The 14,981-nt window shown below is 59.3% G+C and carries 17 protein-coding genes; 10 read left to right on the forward strand and 7 right to left on the reverse strand.

Going from position 1 to position 14,981, the window contains the following annotated elements; genetic code table 11:
• Positions 1-385 precede the first annotated feature (385 nt).
• Complete coding sequence (locus Q0M35_RS01325; protein ID WP_295311417.1) at positions 386-970, forward strand: cyclic nucleotide-binding domain-containing protein; 585 nt, start codon at positions 386-388, stop codon at positions 968-970.
• A 271-nt stretch (positions 971-1,241) separates the two neighbouring features.
• Here Q0M35_RS01325 and Q0M35_RS01330 read toward each other — a convergent pair whose 3' ends face one another.
• Together Q0M35_RS01330 and Q0M35_RS01335 are read right to left on the reverse strand one after the other, a co-directional pair.
• On the reverse strand, positions 1,242-2,549 hold the full coding sequence (locus tag Q0M35_RS01330; RefSeq protein ID WP_295311419.1) for an ammonium transporter: 1,308 nt from the start codon (positions 2,547-2,549) through the stop codon (positions 1,242-1,244).
• 26 nt (positions 2,550-2,575) lie between these two features.
• The gene (locus Q0M35_RS01335; RefSeq protein ID WP_169642031.1) at positions 2,576-2,914 is read right to left on the reverse strand and encodes a P-II family nitrogen regulator; all 339 of its coding nucleotides are present in this window, start codon (positions 2,912-2,914) and stop codon (positions 2,576-2,578) included.
• A gap of 255 nt (positions 2,915-3,169) precedes the next feature.
• Between Q0M35_RS01335 and Q0M35_RS01340 the strand changes: the two genes are divergently transcribed.
• Complete coding sequence (locus Q0M35_RS01340) at positions 3,170-5,356, forward strand: PBP1A family penicillin-binding protein (protein ID WP_295311422.1); 2,187 nt, start codon at positions 3,170-3,172, stop codon at positions 5,354-5,356.
• A 7-nt stretch (positions 5,357-5,363) separates the two neighbouring features.
• Here the strand turns inward: Q0M35_RS01340 and Q0M35_RS01345 are convergent, their stop codons facing one another.
• On the reverse strand, positions 5,364-5,969 hold the full coding sequence (locus tag Q0M35_RS01345; RefSeq protein ID WP_295311424.1) for a phospholipid-binding protein MlaC: 606 nt from the start codon (positions 5,967-5,969) through the stop codon (positions 5,364-5,366).
• On the reverse strand, positions 5,959-6,633 hold the full coding sequence (locus Q0M35_RS01350; RefSeq protein ID WP_295311426.1) for a VacJ family lipoprotein: 675 nt from the start codon (positions 6,631-6,633) through the stop codon (positions 5,959-5,961). Before Q0M35_RS01350 ends, Q0M35_RS01345 begins: the two co-directional genes overlap by 11 nt.
• Before the next feature lie 500 nt (positions 6,634-7,133).
• On the opposite strand from Q0M35_RS01350, the gene Q0M35_RS01355 reads away from it, so the two are divergent.
• Genes Q0M35_RS01355 through Q0M35_RS01375 form a run of 5 tightly spaced genes read left to right on the forward strand, consistent with a single transcriptional unit; the run spans position 7,134 to position 10,751 of the window.
• The gene (locus Q0M35_RS01355; protein ID WP_295311428.1) at positions 7,134-7,592 is read left to right on the forward strand and encodes a RidA family protein; all 459 of its coding nucleotides are present in this window, start codon (positions 7,134-7,136) and stop codon (positions 7,590-7,592) included.
• On the forward strand, positions 7,589-8,359 hold the full coding sequence (locus Q0M35_RS01360; protein WP_295311430.1) for a glycerophosphodiester phosphodiesterase family protein: 771 nt from the start codon (positions 7,589-7,591) through the stop codon (positions 8,357-8,359). The genes Q0M35_RS01355 and Q0M35_RS01360 overlap by 4 nt, the downstream gene beginning before the upstream one ends.
• 48 nt (positions 8,360-8,407) lie before the next feature.
• On the forward strand, positions 8,408-9,595 hold the full coding sequence (locus tag Q0M35_RS01365) for a GNAT family N-acetyltransferase (protein ID WP_295311518.1): 1,188 nt from the start codon (positions 8,408-8,410) through the stop codon (positions 9,593-9,595).
• Complete coding sequence (locus tag Q0M35_RS01370) at positions 9,592-9,888, forward strand: 4a-hydroxytetrahydrobiopterin dehydratase (protein ID WP_295311432.1); 297 nt, start codon at positions 9,592-9,594, stop codon at positions 9,886-9,888. Before Q0M35_RS01365 ends, Q0M35_RS01370 begins: the two co-directional genes overlap by 4 nt.
• Positions 9,889-9,893: 5 nt before the next feature.
• Positions 9,894-10,751 (forward strand): mechanosensitive ion channel domain-containing protein, encoded by an 858-nt coding sequence (locus Q0M35_RS01375; protein ID WP_295311434.1) that lies wholly within the window; start codon positions 9,894-9,896, stop codon positions 10,749-10,751.
• 70 nt (positions 10,752-10,821) lie between these two features.
• Here Q0M35_RS01375 and Q0M35_RS01380 read toward each other — a convergent pair whose 3' ends face one another.
• Positions 10,822-11,310, reverse strand: coding sequence for a peroxiredoxin (locus tag Q0M35_RS01380; protein ID WP_295311436.1), 489 nt, complete (start codon positions 11,308-11,310; stop codon positions 10,822-10,824).
• 96 nt (positions 11,311-11,406) lie between these two features.
• On the opposite strand from Q0M35_RS01380, the gene Q0M35_RS01385 reads away from it, so the two are divergent.
• From Q0M35_RS01385 to Q0M35_RS01395, 3 genes are read left to right on the forward strand one after another with little or no spacing between them, the layout of a single operon-like run.
• Positions 11,407-12,615, forward strand: a complete 1,209-nt coding sequence (locus Q0M35_RS01385) for an FAD-dependent oxidoreductase (RefSeq protein WP_295311438.1) — start codon at positions 11,407-11,409, stop codon at positions 12,613-12,615.
• A complete protein-coding gene (gene rsmD / locus Q0M35_RS01390) occupies positions 12,612-13,169 on the forward strand; it encodes a 16S rRNA (guanine(966)-N(2))-methyltransferase RsmD (protein ID WP_295311440.1) in 558 nt (185 codons plus the stop codon). The genes Q0M35_RS01385 and rsmD overlap by 4 nt, the downstream gene beginning before the upstream one ends.
• 29 nt (positions 13,170-13,198) lie before the next feature.
• Positions 13,199-13,369, forward strand: a complete 171-nt coding sequence (locus tag Q0M35_RS01395) for a hypothetical protein (RefSeq protein WP_295311442.1) — start codon at positions 13,199-13,201, stop codon at positions 13,367-13,369.
• Here the strand turns inward: Q0M35_RS01395 and map are convergent.
• A complete protein-coding gene (gene map, locus Q0M35_RS01400; RefSeq protein ID WP_295311444.1) occupies positions 13,360-14,190 on the reverse strand; it encodes a type I methionyl aminopeptidase in 831 nt (276 codons plus the stop codon). The two genes, Q0M35_RS01395 and map, sit on opposite strands and share 10 nt — an antisense overlap.
• Before the next feature lie 64 nt (positions 14,191-14,254).
• Positions 14,255-14,962 (reverse strand): DNA/RNA nuclease SfsA, encoded by a 708-nt coding sequence (gene sfsA, locus Q0M35_RS01405; protein ID WP_295311446.1) that lies wholly within the window; start codon positions 14,960-14,962, stop codon positions 14,255-14,257.
• Between the last annotated feature and the right edge of the window lie 19 nt (positions 14,963-14,981).

A 14,981-nucleotide genomic window follows, 5' to 3' on the forward strand; every position in this document is an offset into this window, starting at 1 on the left:
GGAGTTTTCACACAGCCTCAGGACAAACCTGCCTTGTCCGTGCGCAGCGCAGCCAATGGTCTCAAGCAGCCATATGGCAGTGGCGGCACGGCAAAGATGCCAATTGGTCTCCCGCGGCGCGTCCCGAATGCATTAAGTGCGGAGCATCTGGCGATTTTTCGGGAAAATGTGAATGCTTGTGGCCGGAGAATTGCTGCGTTATCTCCAACCAGGTGTGGCCCCTTTTCTGCCTTGCAGCGGCAGGGTTGCACTAGCATAGAAATCTGCGAAGTATTTTGAAAATGAATTTCCCGAAGTACTCTGCAGGTGAACAGCAATCGAAATTTTAGACAATTTAAATTTCCATCCGTCCTGGGCAGAATTAATCGGATATCTCGCCTGTGGCATGGTGTTTCTGACATTTTGCATGAAAGGAATGCTTAAACTTCGGGTGATGGCAGTTGCCTCAAACATTGCTTTCCTGATCTACGGGGCCGTCGCCGAACTCATTCCGATTTTCGTATTGCATGCCGCATTGCTGCCGTTGAATCTCTACCGGACGGTACAGAAGGTAAAGGAGATCAGAAGCATCAGAACGGCACTCGAAGGTCGTGCGGAAATCGACATCCTGATCCCCTTCATGACGCGAAAGCGACTGCCCAAGGACACGGTGCTGTTCCGGAGGGGAGACGTTGCGGATGCAATCTATTTCCTCGCAAACGGAAAGCTCCTGATCCCGGAACTCCAGAAAACCATCTCACCAGGAACACTGGTAGGTGAGATGGGTATTTTTCGCCCCGACAAAGACCGCACGGCTTCCGTACTGTGCATAACTGAATGCGAGCTTTACGAAATTTCGCAAGACAACGTGGAAAATCTGTGCCTCGATAATCCGCAGTTCGGCCTGTTCCTGACCAAACTGATTGCCAGCAGACTGATTGCCGAAACCCCTTCGGAACCTGAACTGTACCTGCAAACGACGAGTATCTGAACCAGAGGGCGGCAGATTACGTTTCCTCAGCGGGTTGCTGTGCCGCAGGCGCGAACAACATCGTCAGGAAGGTTGAACCGGGCCCGGACCAGTCATTCGCGGCAACTGCAAACCGGTTGTCGCTGACCTGATTGTCTCAGAGGCACGTTGGATTTTGTGACGCCGGAGCACGTTCGGGGGTAACTGTGAAACCCTGACGGTACAGCGTGGGCACAAAAAAGCCCGGGCGCGAACGCCCGGGCAGGTGGTGTTCTCCGGGAGGAGAGGAAGATCAGCCTTTGGCGAACTCGGGGTAGGCTTCCATGCCCAGCTCAGAGACGTCGAGACCGTTGATCTCGTCTTCCTCGCTGACGCGGATACCCATTGCCGCCTTCAGGATGAACCAGACCACGAGGCTGGCCACGAAAGTGAAGACACCGTAGGCAACGATCCCTGTGAGCTGCGTGATGAGGCTTGCTTCGCCGTAGAAAATCACCGCGATGGTGCCCCAGATACCTGCAAAGAGGTGTACAGGGATGGCGCCGACAACGTCGTCGAGCTTCATTTTGTCGAGCATCGGAATGGTCAGGACCACGATGATACCGCCAACGGCACCGATCCAGAGCGAACCAAAGAGAGTTGGCGCCAGAGGTTCAGCTGTGATCGATACCAGACCCGCCAGCGCGCCGTTCAGCACCATGGTAAGGTCAGGCTTCTTGTAGAGGATCTGCGTCAGGATCAGCGCCGTTACAGCACCCGCTGCCGCTGCCATATTGGTGTTGGCAAAGATACGGCTGACGTCAGACACGTCACCCACGGTGCCCATGGCAAGCTGTGAGCCGCCATTGAAGCCGAACCAGCCGAGCCACAGAATGAACGTACCGAGTGTAGCAAGTGCAAGGTTAGAACCGGGCATCGGGTTCACTTTGCCGTCTTTGTATTTGCCCAGACGCGGTCCGAGTACGATGACACCGGCCAGAGCGGCCCAGCCACCCACGGAGTGCACAACGGTGGAACCGGCGAAGTCAGAGAAACCCATCTCGCTGAGCCAGCCGCCGCCCCACTGCCAGGAGCCGGAGATCGGGTACATGAAGCCTGTCAGCACAACGACGAATATCAGGAAGGGCCAGAGCTTGATGCGCTCTGCCACAGCACCTGAAACGATGGACGCGGTAGCAGCAACAAACACCAGCTGGAAGAAGAAGTCGGACCCGACAGAGGCATAATCCAGCGCGGCGTCAGCAGCTGCAACACCAACTGCGTCGAGTACCGTCTGGCCTCCGATAGCGAAATACCCGTTGAAATCACCCGGATACATCGTGTTGAAGCCGACGAGCCAGTACATGATCGCCGCAATCGAAAAAAGAGCGATGTTTTTGGTCATCTGCATCGTCACGTTCTTGGACCGCACGAGGCCGCCTTCGAGCATGGCAAAGCCTGCTGCCATGAAGAAAACGAGAAAACCCGCCATACAGAAGAGCAGAGTTGTCATGATATAGGGGCCGATCTCATCGAACCCCGGAGCCGCGTCCTGCGCGAGCGCCAGTGTCGGCAGCGCAGTCAGCGCAGCGGCAGCGGCAAGTGTCTTGAAGTGTGTCATAATGGTTATCCCTGGATGATGCCGCTTTACAGAGCGTCTTCGTTGGTTTCGCCGGTGCGCACGCGCACGGCCTGATCGACGCCGAGGACAAAGATCTTGCCGTCACCGATTTTGCCGGTATGGGCCGTCTTCGTGATGGTTTCGACGATCTGATCCACGCTGCTTTCGGGCACGACGATCTCGATTTTCACCTTCGGTACGAAGTTCACGGCGTATTCGGCGCCACGGTAAATTTCTGTGTGGCCGGACTGGGAACCAAATCCCTTGATTTCCGTGACCATCATGCCGCGCACGCCGGCTTCGGTCAGCGCTTCACGGACCTCCTCCAGCTTGAACGGCTTGATTGTTGCTATGATGAGTTTCACCTCTGATCCCCTTGAACTGGGCAGGTTGTCCTGCGTTTTACGCAAGCAGATGTCGCCCGGTGGCATGTAGCGATGGAAGATTTCGGCGGGCGATTAGCAGGTGTTTCCTGCAAAATTGCACAAAAATTATGCGAAATACTTAATTTGCACAAAAATAAGGCTTAAAATAGATTGCTACTGCAGCATACCGCGCCTCAACAATCTGCTCAAAGCCGGATAAGGTGCGCAAAACAAACCGGGCCGGGCAGGTTCTTCATGAGTGATTCACCAAGAGGCAAACGTCCTCTGGTCGCAGACAAACGTTATGGCGGCAAAGCGGCCGCTAAATCTGCGCGCAAAGTAAAGGCCAAACCGAAACCTGCCCGCAGGAGCCGGCGCAAAAAGCCGTCGCGGCCCCGTCGTGGCGGGCTGATCGGGCTGGTGCAACGGCTGATCAGGTGGGTGATCCGCCTGATCTGGCGGGTGGTCTGGCGTGTCGGGCTTGTCGCCGGCGTCGTTCTGGCGCTCTTTGTCGGATATTATGCAACCTCGCTGCCGCCGGCGACGGAGCTGCTCGACGGGCGGGCGCGCGGATCTGTGACCCTGCTTGATCACGAGGGCCGCGTCTTTGCCTGGCGCGGCGATCAGTTCGGGGGCGCCGTCACCGCTCAGACAGTCTCGCCCTATCTGAAGAATGCGATCCTCGCCACCGAGGACCGGCGCTTTTACCGTCACTTCGGCCTGAGCCCGCGCGGCATTGCAAGTGCGGTCAGAATTAACCTGAGCGAAGGACGCGGGCCGCTCTCAGGTCACGGAGGCTCAACCATCACGCAGCAGACCGCCAAGCTGCTGTGTCTTGGCGTGCCCTATAATCCCGAAACCCAGAGCGAAGCGGAATATGAGACCGAATGTCGCCGCGGGACTATAAAGCGCAAGGCGTCCGAGGCGATTTATGCGCTGGCGATGGAGGTAAAATACTCCAAAGACGAGATCCTGACGATTTATATGAACCGCGTCTTTCTGGGCGCTGGTGCCCGTGGATTTGAGGCCGCCAGCCAGCGCTATTTCGGCAAGTCGGCCGCAAATGTGGATGCCGCCGAAGCGGCGATGCTCGCAGGGCTGCTGGTGGCGCCGACCCGCTTTGCGCCGACCAATGACCTGACCCGGTCGCGCAACCGCGCGGCGACGATCCTGCGCCTGATGAACGAACAGGGCTTTTTGTCGGATGCTGAAACGAAAGCGGCACAGAACAGCCCCGCCGAGCTTTCCGAGGCTGCCGAGGCCCGCTCGGGCGGGTATTTCGCGGACTGGGTTATGTCGTCGGGTCCTGAGTTCTTCACCCGCAAAACCACCGAAGACGTGATCATCCGCACAACGCTTGATCAGCGCATCCAACGCAGCGCCGAGGAGGCCATGAAATGGGTGTTCGCAAATAAAGTGCGCGAGGGTTCTGAGGCTCAGGCCGCCATCGTTGTCATGTCCGCTGACGGGGCCGTGCGCGCCATGGTCGGCGGACGGCGGACCAGGGTGGACGGTGCGTTCAACCGGGCGGTCCAGGCCAGGCGCCAGACCGGCTCCGCTTTCAAACCGTTTGTCTACGCCGCAGCCCTTGATCTGGGGTATTCACCCAATGATACGGTCGAGGATGAACCGCTGACCATCGATATCCCGGGTTCAGGCCCCTGGTCGCCGCGAAACTATACCAACAGGCATTACGGCACTGTGACCCTGACACGGGCGTTGCAGGACAGCCTGAACATTCCGGCGGTCAAGGTCTCGGAGTTTGTCGGACGTGATCTGGTGCGGGATGTGGCCACTCAGTTCGGTCTGGAAAGTGATCTCGCTGCCGGGCCGGCGCTGGCGCTCGGGGCTTCTGAAAGCACGCTGATCAACATGACGGGCGCCTACGCGGGCATCCTTAACGGCGGATCGTCGGTGACACCCTACGGGCTGATTGACCTGCGTCTGCTGGATGACAAAGAGCCTTTGATGGAAACCGGCGGCGGCATCGGTGAGCGGGTTATACAGGAAGAGGCCGCGCGCCAGCTGATCTATATGATGGAGAAAGTAGTCTCTGAGGGCACCGGACAGCGCGCACAGTTCGGCGGTCGGGAACTTGCCGGGAAAACCGGCACCACCCAGGCCGCGCGTGATGCATGGTTTGTGGGCTTCTCTGCGGATTACGTGGCGGGCATCTGGATGGGCTATGATGACAATACACCGTTGACCGGCGTGACAGGTGGCGGGCTGCCGGCGGAAATCTGGCGTGAAACCATGAGCCGCGTGCATGAAGGGATGCCCCTGTCGCCGCTGCCGATGATGCTGCCGGGCCGGGGCGAAACGCGCGAGACCCGCACGCCGTCCGCAAACGGCCCTGTGGGGCTGCTGGAAAGCCTGCTCAGAGATATTCTGGGCGGTGGTGGGGGCGGGTCCTCCGGGACGCGCCCGCTACAGGAACGCTGAGCGTTTCTCAGCCGGCGTTGCGCAGATCGGCAACCAGCTGATCGATATTGCCCCGGCGCTTGTCGAGCATCGCGCCGATTTCGGTGCGCTCTGTCAGGAGCAGGTTCACGCCTTCGACGAAAATGTTGAAGAGCTTGTCCCGTCCGGACCTGTCAGACACCAGAAAGGTAACATCGACCGGCTCTTCGCCCTGCAGGTAAGCCACGGACCGGATCTCGTACCCGGCTTTGATCTGCCGTGCAGACTGTACCTCGACGCGTCCGCCGATAAACTCACGGAACTGCTTGCCGTATTTGCGCGAGATATATCCCTGAAAAGCATTGGTAAAGGCACTTTTCTGAGCTGCGGTGGCCGAGCGACCGTCGTTTCCAAGGGCATATTGCGCCATGATCGGCACATCGGCATACCGCACGAAGATTGCTTCGAAATCGCGCAGCATTGCCGCTTCGGACTTGCCGGATTCGATGACGCGGTTGATCTCGCCAACAACGGTTTCAACAAGATTGCGCGCAGCGCTCTCGCTGAGAGCAAGCGCAGGGGTGGCGCAGGCAGCTGCAAAAAGCGTTGCAGCGGTGCCGGAAAGAACACTCCGGCGGGAAATATTACTGAGCATAGGGGTCCTCATAAGGATCAAAGTCGTCTGCGGAATTTTCGCCAAGTTCAAAACGCCGGTTCTGCAGGTAGATCTGGCGCGTCTGAGCATAGCTGTCTGCACTTTCATACAGCACTGAGTCGATTGTGTCGCTGAACTTTTCGCGATTGTTCAGACCGGCAAAGCCTTTCGAGACAGGCGGTACATACCGCTCCGGCACATCTTCGATTGTTGCAAAAGTCAGCGGGTTGGTAAAGAAATCCACGACCAGGCCGACGGTCGACCGCTGAGTAGACGGCCCGAAGAGCGGCAGTTCAATATAGGCACCCTCGCCGGCGCCCCAGACCGACAGCGTCTCGCCGAAATCTGTTTTGCGGTCTGCAATCTTCAGTTCCGAAGCTGCATCCACAAAGCCGCCCAGACCGATGGTCGTGTTCAGCACAAATCGGATAACCGATACACCGGCACTTGCCAGATCGCCCTGCAACAGACTGTTGACTGCATAACCGGGTGTCGAGAGGTTATCGGAGAAATTATTCACCGTATTGCGGATTTCCACCGGCACCACATAACCATATCCCTGCGCCACCGGGCGCACGAGGTTTCTGTCGAGCCCTTTGTTGAATGCATGGATTTTCCGGTTGGTCGTCTCATAGGGATCGTTAATACCGGCTGTGCGGGTCACCTGATCCTGCGATGTTGCGCAGGCGCTGACGAAAACACAGAGCAAAAGTACTGCGGCGGCGCGGAGGGGCAGTCCTGAGGGGCGGTAATGAAACAATGGTGCGATCCTGCAAATCAGAGTGTGCGACAGATAAGTCTTTTGTCTGCGTTGCCCAGACGGCGATTTCGAGGAAACTTTGTGATGTGGCAACGAAGTGACAGAGCGGGAAACATGAAACTGAGCGGTAACGGTTATTGCGCACATCATCAAGAGCGTGGAAAATTTCCCGGGTCAACGATATATGCCCCGCGCAGGGGCGTCCGGGCATCACCTGCCCGTACAGAGACTGGTTTTGGCTGCGGCGGGGCGGTCCGGTGATGTCCCTGCCGGTCGCTCTGCAACTGCATTTCGCAAGGGGTCAGGACAAGTTTTTGCTCGCACAGAGGATGTCGGGGCTGGTATCGGGGGGCGTGAGATGGTTGCGTGATCAGACGCGCCTTCGCTGAACAAAGGAATACGCCATGAGCTTTGCTGCCAGACTTGCCGAACTGGGTGTTACGTTGCCCGACGCACCCGCCCCAGCGGCCAATTATGTGCCCTGGGTCCGGACGGGTGATACGCTTTACGTCTCCGGGCAGATATCCGCCGGACCCGACGGAATGATCAAAGGCAAACTCGGCGATGACATGGATGTCGATGTGGCAGCCAATGCGGCCCGCTGGTGCGCGATCAGCCTGCTTGCTCAGGTTAAAGCTGCCTGCGACGGGGATATTGACCGGCTGGAGCGCGTGGTGAAACTTACCGGGTTCGTGAATTCGACCCTCGATTTTGGCGATCAGCCAAAGGTGATCAACGGGGCATCGGATTTTCTTGTGGAAGCATTGGGTGACGCGGGCCGTCACGCGCGCTCCGCGGTATCCGCGGCGTCACTCCCCTTTGGTGTGGCTGTCGAAATCGAAGGCATCTTTCAGATCCGATGAGACCGCCGCTTCCTGACGTTTTTCTCACGGTTCCGCTCGCGCATCGTGCGTTGCATGATGTGACCGACGGTCGCCCGGAGAACAGCCGTGCCGCGATCCGGGCCGCGATTGCGGCGGGATACGGCATTGAAATTGACGTGCAGCTGAGCGCAGATGATCAGGCGCTGGTCTTTCACGACGACAATCTGGACCGGCTCGCCCGTGCCAGCGGCCCCGTGCGGGCACAAAGCAGCGACATGCTGACCGCTACTGAACTCAAAGGTGGCGACGGCGAAGGCATCCCGACGCTTACAGAAATCCTCGCTCTCGTAGATGGTCGCGTGCCGCTTCTTATCGAGATCAAGGATCAGGACGGCGCGATGGGACCTGACATCGGGCTGCTGGAGCGGGCCGTGGCGAGTGCTCTTGCCGGATACGCCGGACCTGTCGCCGTGATGTCATTCAACCCGCATTCCGTGGCAAAGATGGCGGCGCTGCTGCCGGATGTGCCGCGCGGGCTGGTGACCAGCTCTTACGACCCTTCCGGCTGGCAGCTTGATCCGGAAGTTTGCGCCAGCCTGCGCGACATTCCGGATTACGACCGGGCGGCGTGCAGTTTCATCAGTCACGAATGGCAGGATCTGTCCCGCCCGCGGGTGCAGGCGCTGAAATCTGCCGGAGCGCATATCCTCTGCTGGACGATAAAATCGCCGGAGGAAGAGGCGCAGGCACGCCGGATCGCGGAAAATATTACCTTTGAGCAGTATCACGCACCGCTGAACGCTTGAACCAGCCGCGCAGCAGCACAGGTTATGCCCATGGCAGAAGCGCGCAACATGCACGAACAGGAAGTCGAGATCCGGGTTGTTTCCAGCCTGCGCGAAATAACCGCGCAGGACTGGGATGCCTGCGCCTGCCCCGAAGCCGCAGATGGCGGGCGGCCCGATGATCCCTTCACCACCTACCGTTTTCTGAGCGCGCTTGAGACCAGCGGCTCGGTGGGGGCGGGCACCGGATGGCAGCCGCAGTATCTGACCGCCCTCATTGACGGGCAACTGATCGGTGTCGCACCGATGTACGTGAAATCTCACAGCCAGGGCGAATATATTTTCGATCACAACTGGGCGCATGCCTATGAGCGCGCTGGCGGGCGCTATTACCCCAAACTGCAGATTGCGGTGCCACATACGCCCGCCACGGGCCGGCGGTTTCTCGTGCGCCCGGATTTTGAAGAGACCGGCACAGCAGCCCTCGTGCAGGGCGCGGTGCAGCTGGCGCAGAACAACAATATTTCCTCGCTGCATGTGACCTTCTGTACCGGAGGTGAAGCTGAGCGCGCCGCCGATATGGGCCTGATGCTGCGCAAGACACAGCAGTTTCACTGGGAAAACCACGGTTATGCTGATTTCGACGGGTTTCTGGCCAGCCTGAGCTCGCGCAAGCGCAAAAACATCCGCAAGGAGCGCGCACAGGCACAGGCCTTCGGCGGCACGATCCGCACCTATACGGGCGATGATCTGCAGCCTGAGCACTGGGACGCTTTCTGGCGGTTCTATCAGGATACGGGCGCGCGCAAATGGGGAACCCCCTATCTCACGCGGCGGTTTTTCGACATCGCTCAGGAAACGCTGCGCGATGACATGGCGCTGGTGCTCGCGGAACGCGATGGCGTGCCGGTTGCGGGTGCGTTGAATTTTATCGGTGGTCAGGCGCTGTACGGCCGCTACTGGGGCTGTACCGAACATCACCCGTGCCTGCATTTCGAGTTGTGCTATTATCAGGCCATCGATATCGCGATTGCGCGCGGACTTGACCGGGTCGAGGCCGGTGCTCAGGGCGAGCACAAACTGGCGCGCGGGTATCTTCCACGGCCCACCTGGTCGCTGCACTGGGTCGGTGATCCGGGGTTTCAGGACGCCATCGCGCGCTATCTTGAAGCGGAACGGGACGCTGTAGACGAAGAGATCAGCGTGCTGACGGAATATGGCCCCTTCCGGCGGGCCAAAGTTGAGGAACAGGAATGACTGAGAAACTGAAAGATGATGAGCGCGGCACCCTCCTGGGCCCGCTTCTGGCCACCGAATGGGAAATGGCCGAAGGCCGCGACGCGATCTGCAAAACCTTTGAGTTCAAAAACTTCGTCGAGGCGTTTGGCTGGATGACTCAGGTCGCGATCTGGGCTGAAAAGATGAACCACCACCCGGAATGGGACAACGTCTATAAAACGGTCAACGTGGTGCTGACCACACATGACGTGGACGGGCTGAGCGCTCTCGATGTCAAACTCGCCAGTAAAATGAACAGCCTCGCCGGGTAATACCAATGGAAAATATGCTTCAGACCGAAATCTGGCAGGGAAAGACCCTCGCCGATCTGCTCACCCTTGATTTTCTGGCCGGTATTGCGGGTTCCGTGCTCGCAGCCATCGGTATCCTGCTGCTCGGCTGGTTCATATCGGCCTGGCTTCAGCAACGCGTTCGCGCGCTTGGCCGGGCGCATGCACATCTTGATGACATGCTCTTTGATTTCCTGTCCTCGATCGTCCGGTATGTGGTGCTCGGGTTCACGGCGCTTTTTGTGCTCAACACCTTCGGCGTGCAGACGACCTCGATTATCGCGGTTATCGGTGCCGCCGGTCTGGCGGTGGGTCTGGCCCTTCAGGGCACTCTGTCAAATATTGCCGCCGGCGTGATGCTGATCCTTTTCCGACCGATCCGCACCGGCGATTTTGTCGATGTGGGCGGCACCATGGGCACCGTGGTGACGGTAAACCTCAACTTCACCGAACTGGCCGATATCAGCAATGTACAGGTGATCATCCCCAATTCGCAGGTCTGGGGCAATGTGATCACAAACTATTCGACCAATGACACGCGCCGCGCGGAGTGGACGTTCGGTGTGGGTTACGGGGTTCATCTGGCCGATGCCGAGCGGATTATTATCGACACGATTATGCGGGATCCGCGGTCAAAAGCAGAGCCTGCGCCATTCATTCAGGTCAACAACCTCGGTGCGAGCTCAGTTGATTTTCTGGTGCGAGTCTGGGTCGATGCCTCTGAGTATTTCGCCTATCAGGCTGACATGAAACGCGCGGTCAAAGAGGCGCTGGATGCAGGTGGTATCGACATCCCCTTCCCGACACGCACGATCGTCAGCGTGGATGCCGATGCATCCGACTGAACCCCCAGGTCACGAAACAGGGCCCGGCACATCAGCACCGGGCCCCTGGTCCTGACCACAAACTTACGGTTTACATGTTTTCGAGCAGGCCTTCGCCGGCTGAGACCTCGCACATGCCCGGAGCCTCTTCGGGCTGGAAGAGGGTCACTTTGCCGTCTTCCACAAGCATCGCGTAGCGTTTGGAACGGTCCACCAGCCCCGCGGGCGGTGCGCTGAACTCCATGCCGAGTGCTTTGGTCATGCTGCTGTCGGGATCGGCGAGCATGGTGATACCGGCTTTGGCGGCACCGGTGCTCTCGCCCCAGGCTTTCATCACAAACGGATCGTTGACCGAAACGCAGATGATCTCATCCACTCCTTTGGCGTCAAACTGATCTTTAGTGCGGACAAAGCTCGGCACATGCGCCGAATGGCAGGTCGGTGTGTAGGCGCCGGGCACGGCGAAGATCACGACTTTGCGCCCCTTTGTCTTATCTGCCAGCGAAACCGTCTCCGGTCCTTCGTCGCCCAGCCGGACAAGGGTTGCATCGGGAAGCTGATCGCCCTGAGAAATCGTCATGTGATACGCCTTTCTTGTAATTGCGTTCGTTCTCAGCGTCGATATAGGGTGCGTGCGGGCAGGCGACCAGCAAATTCCATGTCGGAAGGGGCGTGAATGGGACAGGTAATCGTGATCGGTGCAGGCCAGGCGGGGGCATCCTGTGTGGCGAAACTGCGCAACAGCGGTTTTGAGGGCGACATAACACTCATTGGTGATGAACCGGTCCCGCCCTATCAGCGTCCGCCGCTGTCCAAGGCCTATCTGATGGGTGAGATGACGCGCGAGCGTCTCTTTCTGCGCCCGGAAAGTTTTTATTCGGAACAGGGCATCGCACTGCGCACGGGTGCTCTCGTGGCCGCGATCGACCCCTCGGCGCAGACGGTGTCACTTGGCGACGAAGTGCTGCGCTACGACGATCTGGTGCTGGCGACCGGGTCAGAGCCGCGCCGGCTGCCGGCTGCCATCGGCGGTGATCTGGGGAACGTGTTTGTGGTGCGGGACCTGTCGGATGCCGATGCCATGGCGCCGCATTTCAAGGCCGGTGCAAAGGTGCTGATCATCGGCGGCGGCTACATCGGTCTTGAAGCTGCGGCGGTGGCGGCAAAACTCGGCCTGAGGGTAACGCTGGTGGAGATGGCTGACAGGATCCTGCAACGCGTTGCGGCCCCGCAGACCAGCGACTATTTCCGCGAACTGCATAACCGCCACGGGGTTGAGATCTGCGAAGGGGTGGGTCTCGACCGGTTGCTGGGCGAGGGCAGCGTGTCGGGCGCGCGTCTGACCGACGGCCGTGAGATCGATATTGATTTTGCGATCGTTGGTGTCGGCATCAGCCCTGCCACAGCCCTGGCAGAGGCGGCTAACCTGGAGACAGACAACGGCATCCGCACGGATGCCTTCGGGCGTACCTCAGACCCGCATATCTGGGCGGCGGGGGATTGTGCGTCTTTCCCGTGGCGCAGCGGGCGCATCCGTCTTGAAAGCGTGCCCAATGCCATTGATCAGGCCGAAGCCGTCGCCGCCAATATCATGGGCGCTGGAGCTGAATATGTGGCAACGCCCTGGTTCTGGTCCGATCAGTACGATGTGAAACTGCAGATCGCCGGGCTCAATACCGGATATGATACCGTAGTGACCCGGCGCGGCGAGGGGCAGACAGCCTCATTCTGGTATTACCGGGACGGGATGCTTCTGGCTGTTGATGCGATGAACGATCCGCGCGCTTATATGATCGGTAAGCGGCTTATTGAGAGCGGTAAAACCGCCGATCCTGCACTGGTCGGTGATCCGGCTGCTGATCTGAAACCGCTGTTGAAAGCATGAGGATTATTGCGGGCCGGTTCCGCAGTGTCGCTCTGACGAGTGTCGGAAAGGGAGATGCAGGTGCGCATTTGCGTCCAACAACCGACCGGGTGCGCGAGAGCCTCTTTAATGTGCTGCACAACCGCGATGTGCTCGTCGGCGCGCAGGTGCTTGATCTGTTCGCCGGCACCGGTGCGCTGGGGCTGGAGGCGTTGTCGCGGGACGCCGCCCATGTCACCTTTGTCGATGACGGGCGGGTGGCCGGGCGCCTGATCCGTGAGAATATCGCAAAGCTGCGGGTGGCCGGGGAAACCCGCCTGATCACGCGGGACGCACGCGCGCTGCCGGCCTGTGCCGGCACACCCTGCGATCTGGTGTTTCTGGATCCACCCTATGGCAAGGATCTTGGTCATCAGGCTCTGGCACAGGCCGGTGCCGCCGGCTGGCTGGCGCAGGACGCCTTTGTCGTCTGGGAAGAAGCGGGGCCCATGCAGGCGCCTGAGGGTTTTTCGCCGGTTGATCAGCGGAAATACGGCGACAGCTGGATAACACTGCTGTCGAAAAAAGCGAAATGATGTGCTAGTCTGCCACCATGTTTGCATCTGTGTTTTTTCCCGCCTGGACCCTGCCTGAGCGCGACCGGACAGCGCCGGCCAGACAGCCGCGCAAAAGCACGCCGGTGTTCATCGGTGATGCGGTGCAGCCCCTTGGCAGGGACACGCTGTTGCTGGAAATCATCCGCCGCGATGCGCAGGCGGAGAAAGATCAGTCCTGAGAATACGTCGGATGAAACATGCCGCCGGGCGAGAGCGTGAAAATCTCCGCCCCCTCAGTCGTGACACCAACTGAATGCTCAAACTGCGCCGACAGTGATTTGTCACGGGTCACAGCCGTCCAGTCATCGGACAGTGTCTTGGTCTCCGGGCGGCCCAGATTGACCATCGGCTCAATGGTGAAGAACATGCCCTCTTCGAGAACCGCACCGGTGCCCGGACGGCCGTAGTGCAGCACATTGGGCGGCGCGTGAAACACCCGCCCCAGACCGTGGCCACAAAAATCGCGCACCACTGACATCCGGTGGCTCTCGACAAAGGACTGGATGGCATAACCGATATCGCCGAACGTATTGCCGGGCTTTACCGCATCGATGCCGATCATCAGCGCGTCATGGGTGATCTCGATGAGGCGTTCGGCTTTGCGCGGCAGCTTGCCGGCGACATACATGCGGCTGGTGTCACCGAACCAGCCATCCACGATCACGGTCACGTCGATGTTGAGAATGTCACCGGGTTTGAGCTTCTTATCGCCCGGAATGCCGTGACAGACCACGTGATTGACCGAAATACAGCTCGCATGCTGATAGCCTTTGTAGCCGATCGTCGCCGACGTGGCACCCGCGTCACTGACCATTTGCGTGATCAGGCGATCAATCTCGCCCGTGGTCTGGCCGACAAACACATGTTGCGCGATATCGTCAAGAATACGCGCCGCCAGCGCGCCTGCCTTGTGCATGCCCGCGAAATCGCTGCTGTTGTAGATGCGTATGCCATCTTTGGTCTGGCGTCCGCGCAGGTCTTCGTTCACCGGTGTCTCCATCGTACGTCTCTTGAGCCTTGTTCGTTTATTTTATCGCGCCTGACCGGCAAGGGCCAGAGGCGGTTCAGATTTCAATCCGCAGCGGACGGCCGACACGCACGGCTTCGGGCGAGATATCGGTATCAAAGCACAGGGTTTCAACACCCTGCGACGTGGCCGCGCGCCAGGCTGCGAGATATGCGGGGTCGATATCGCCGGCGAGCCCCATGTGTGTACAATCGCTGCGCTGCACCAGATAGAGCATCACTGCGCGGTGCCCGGCTGCGGCAACTTCCCCAAGGTCTGCGAGGTGCTTTGCCCCGCGTGCCGTGACGCTGTCGGGAAATTCGGCGAACCCCCCGGCCCGGCTCAGCGTCACACTTTTGACCTCAACCCAGGCATCGGGCAGGCCCTCCTGGTGCAAGAGGAAATCAATCCGGCTCGCGCGGCCGTATTTCACTTCCGCCCGCACCGTCCCGTAAGCTTCCAGCGGCGCGATCTGATGCGCATTCAGTGCCTCTTTCACAGCCCGGTTCGGAATGCCGGTATCGACACCTGTAAAATGTCCGTTTTCATGATCAACGAGCCGCCAGCCATACTTCAGCTTCTTTTTCGGATCATCGTTGGGCTCAAGCCAGACCCGGGTGCCCGGGTCCGCAAGACCCGCCATGGAACCCGGATTGGCGCAATGCGCGGTAATCTCCGCACCGCTGTCTTCCAGTACGCAGTCCGCCAGAAAGCGTTTGTAGCGGCGGGTCAGGCGGGCCGGGATAAGATCAGTTTGAAAGCGCATGATGCGGGGTCTATACCCC

This window comes from Roseobacter sp., assembly GCF_024639605.1.
Lineage (GTDB): Bacteria > Pseudomonadota > Alphaproteobacteria > Rhodobacterales > Rhodobacteraceae > Roseobacter.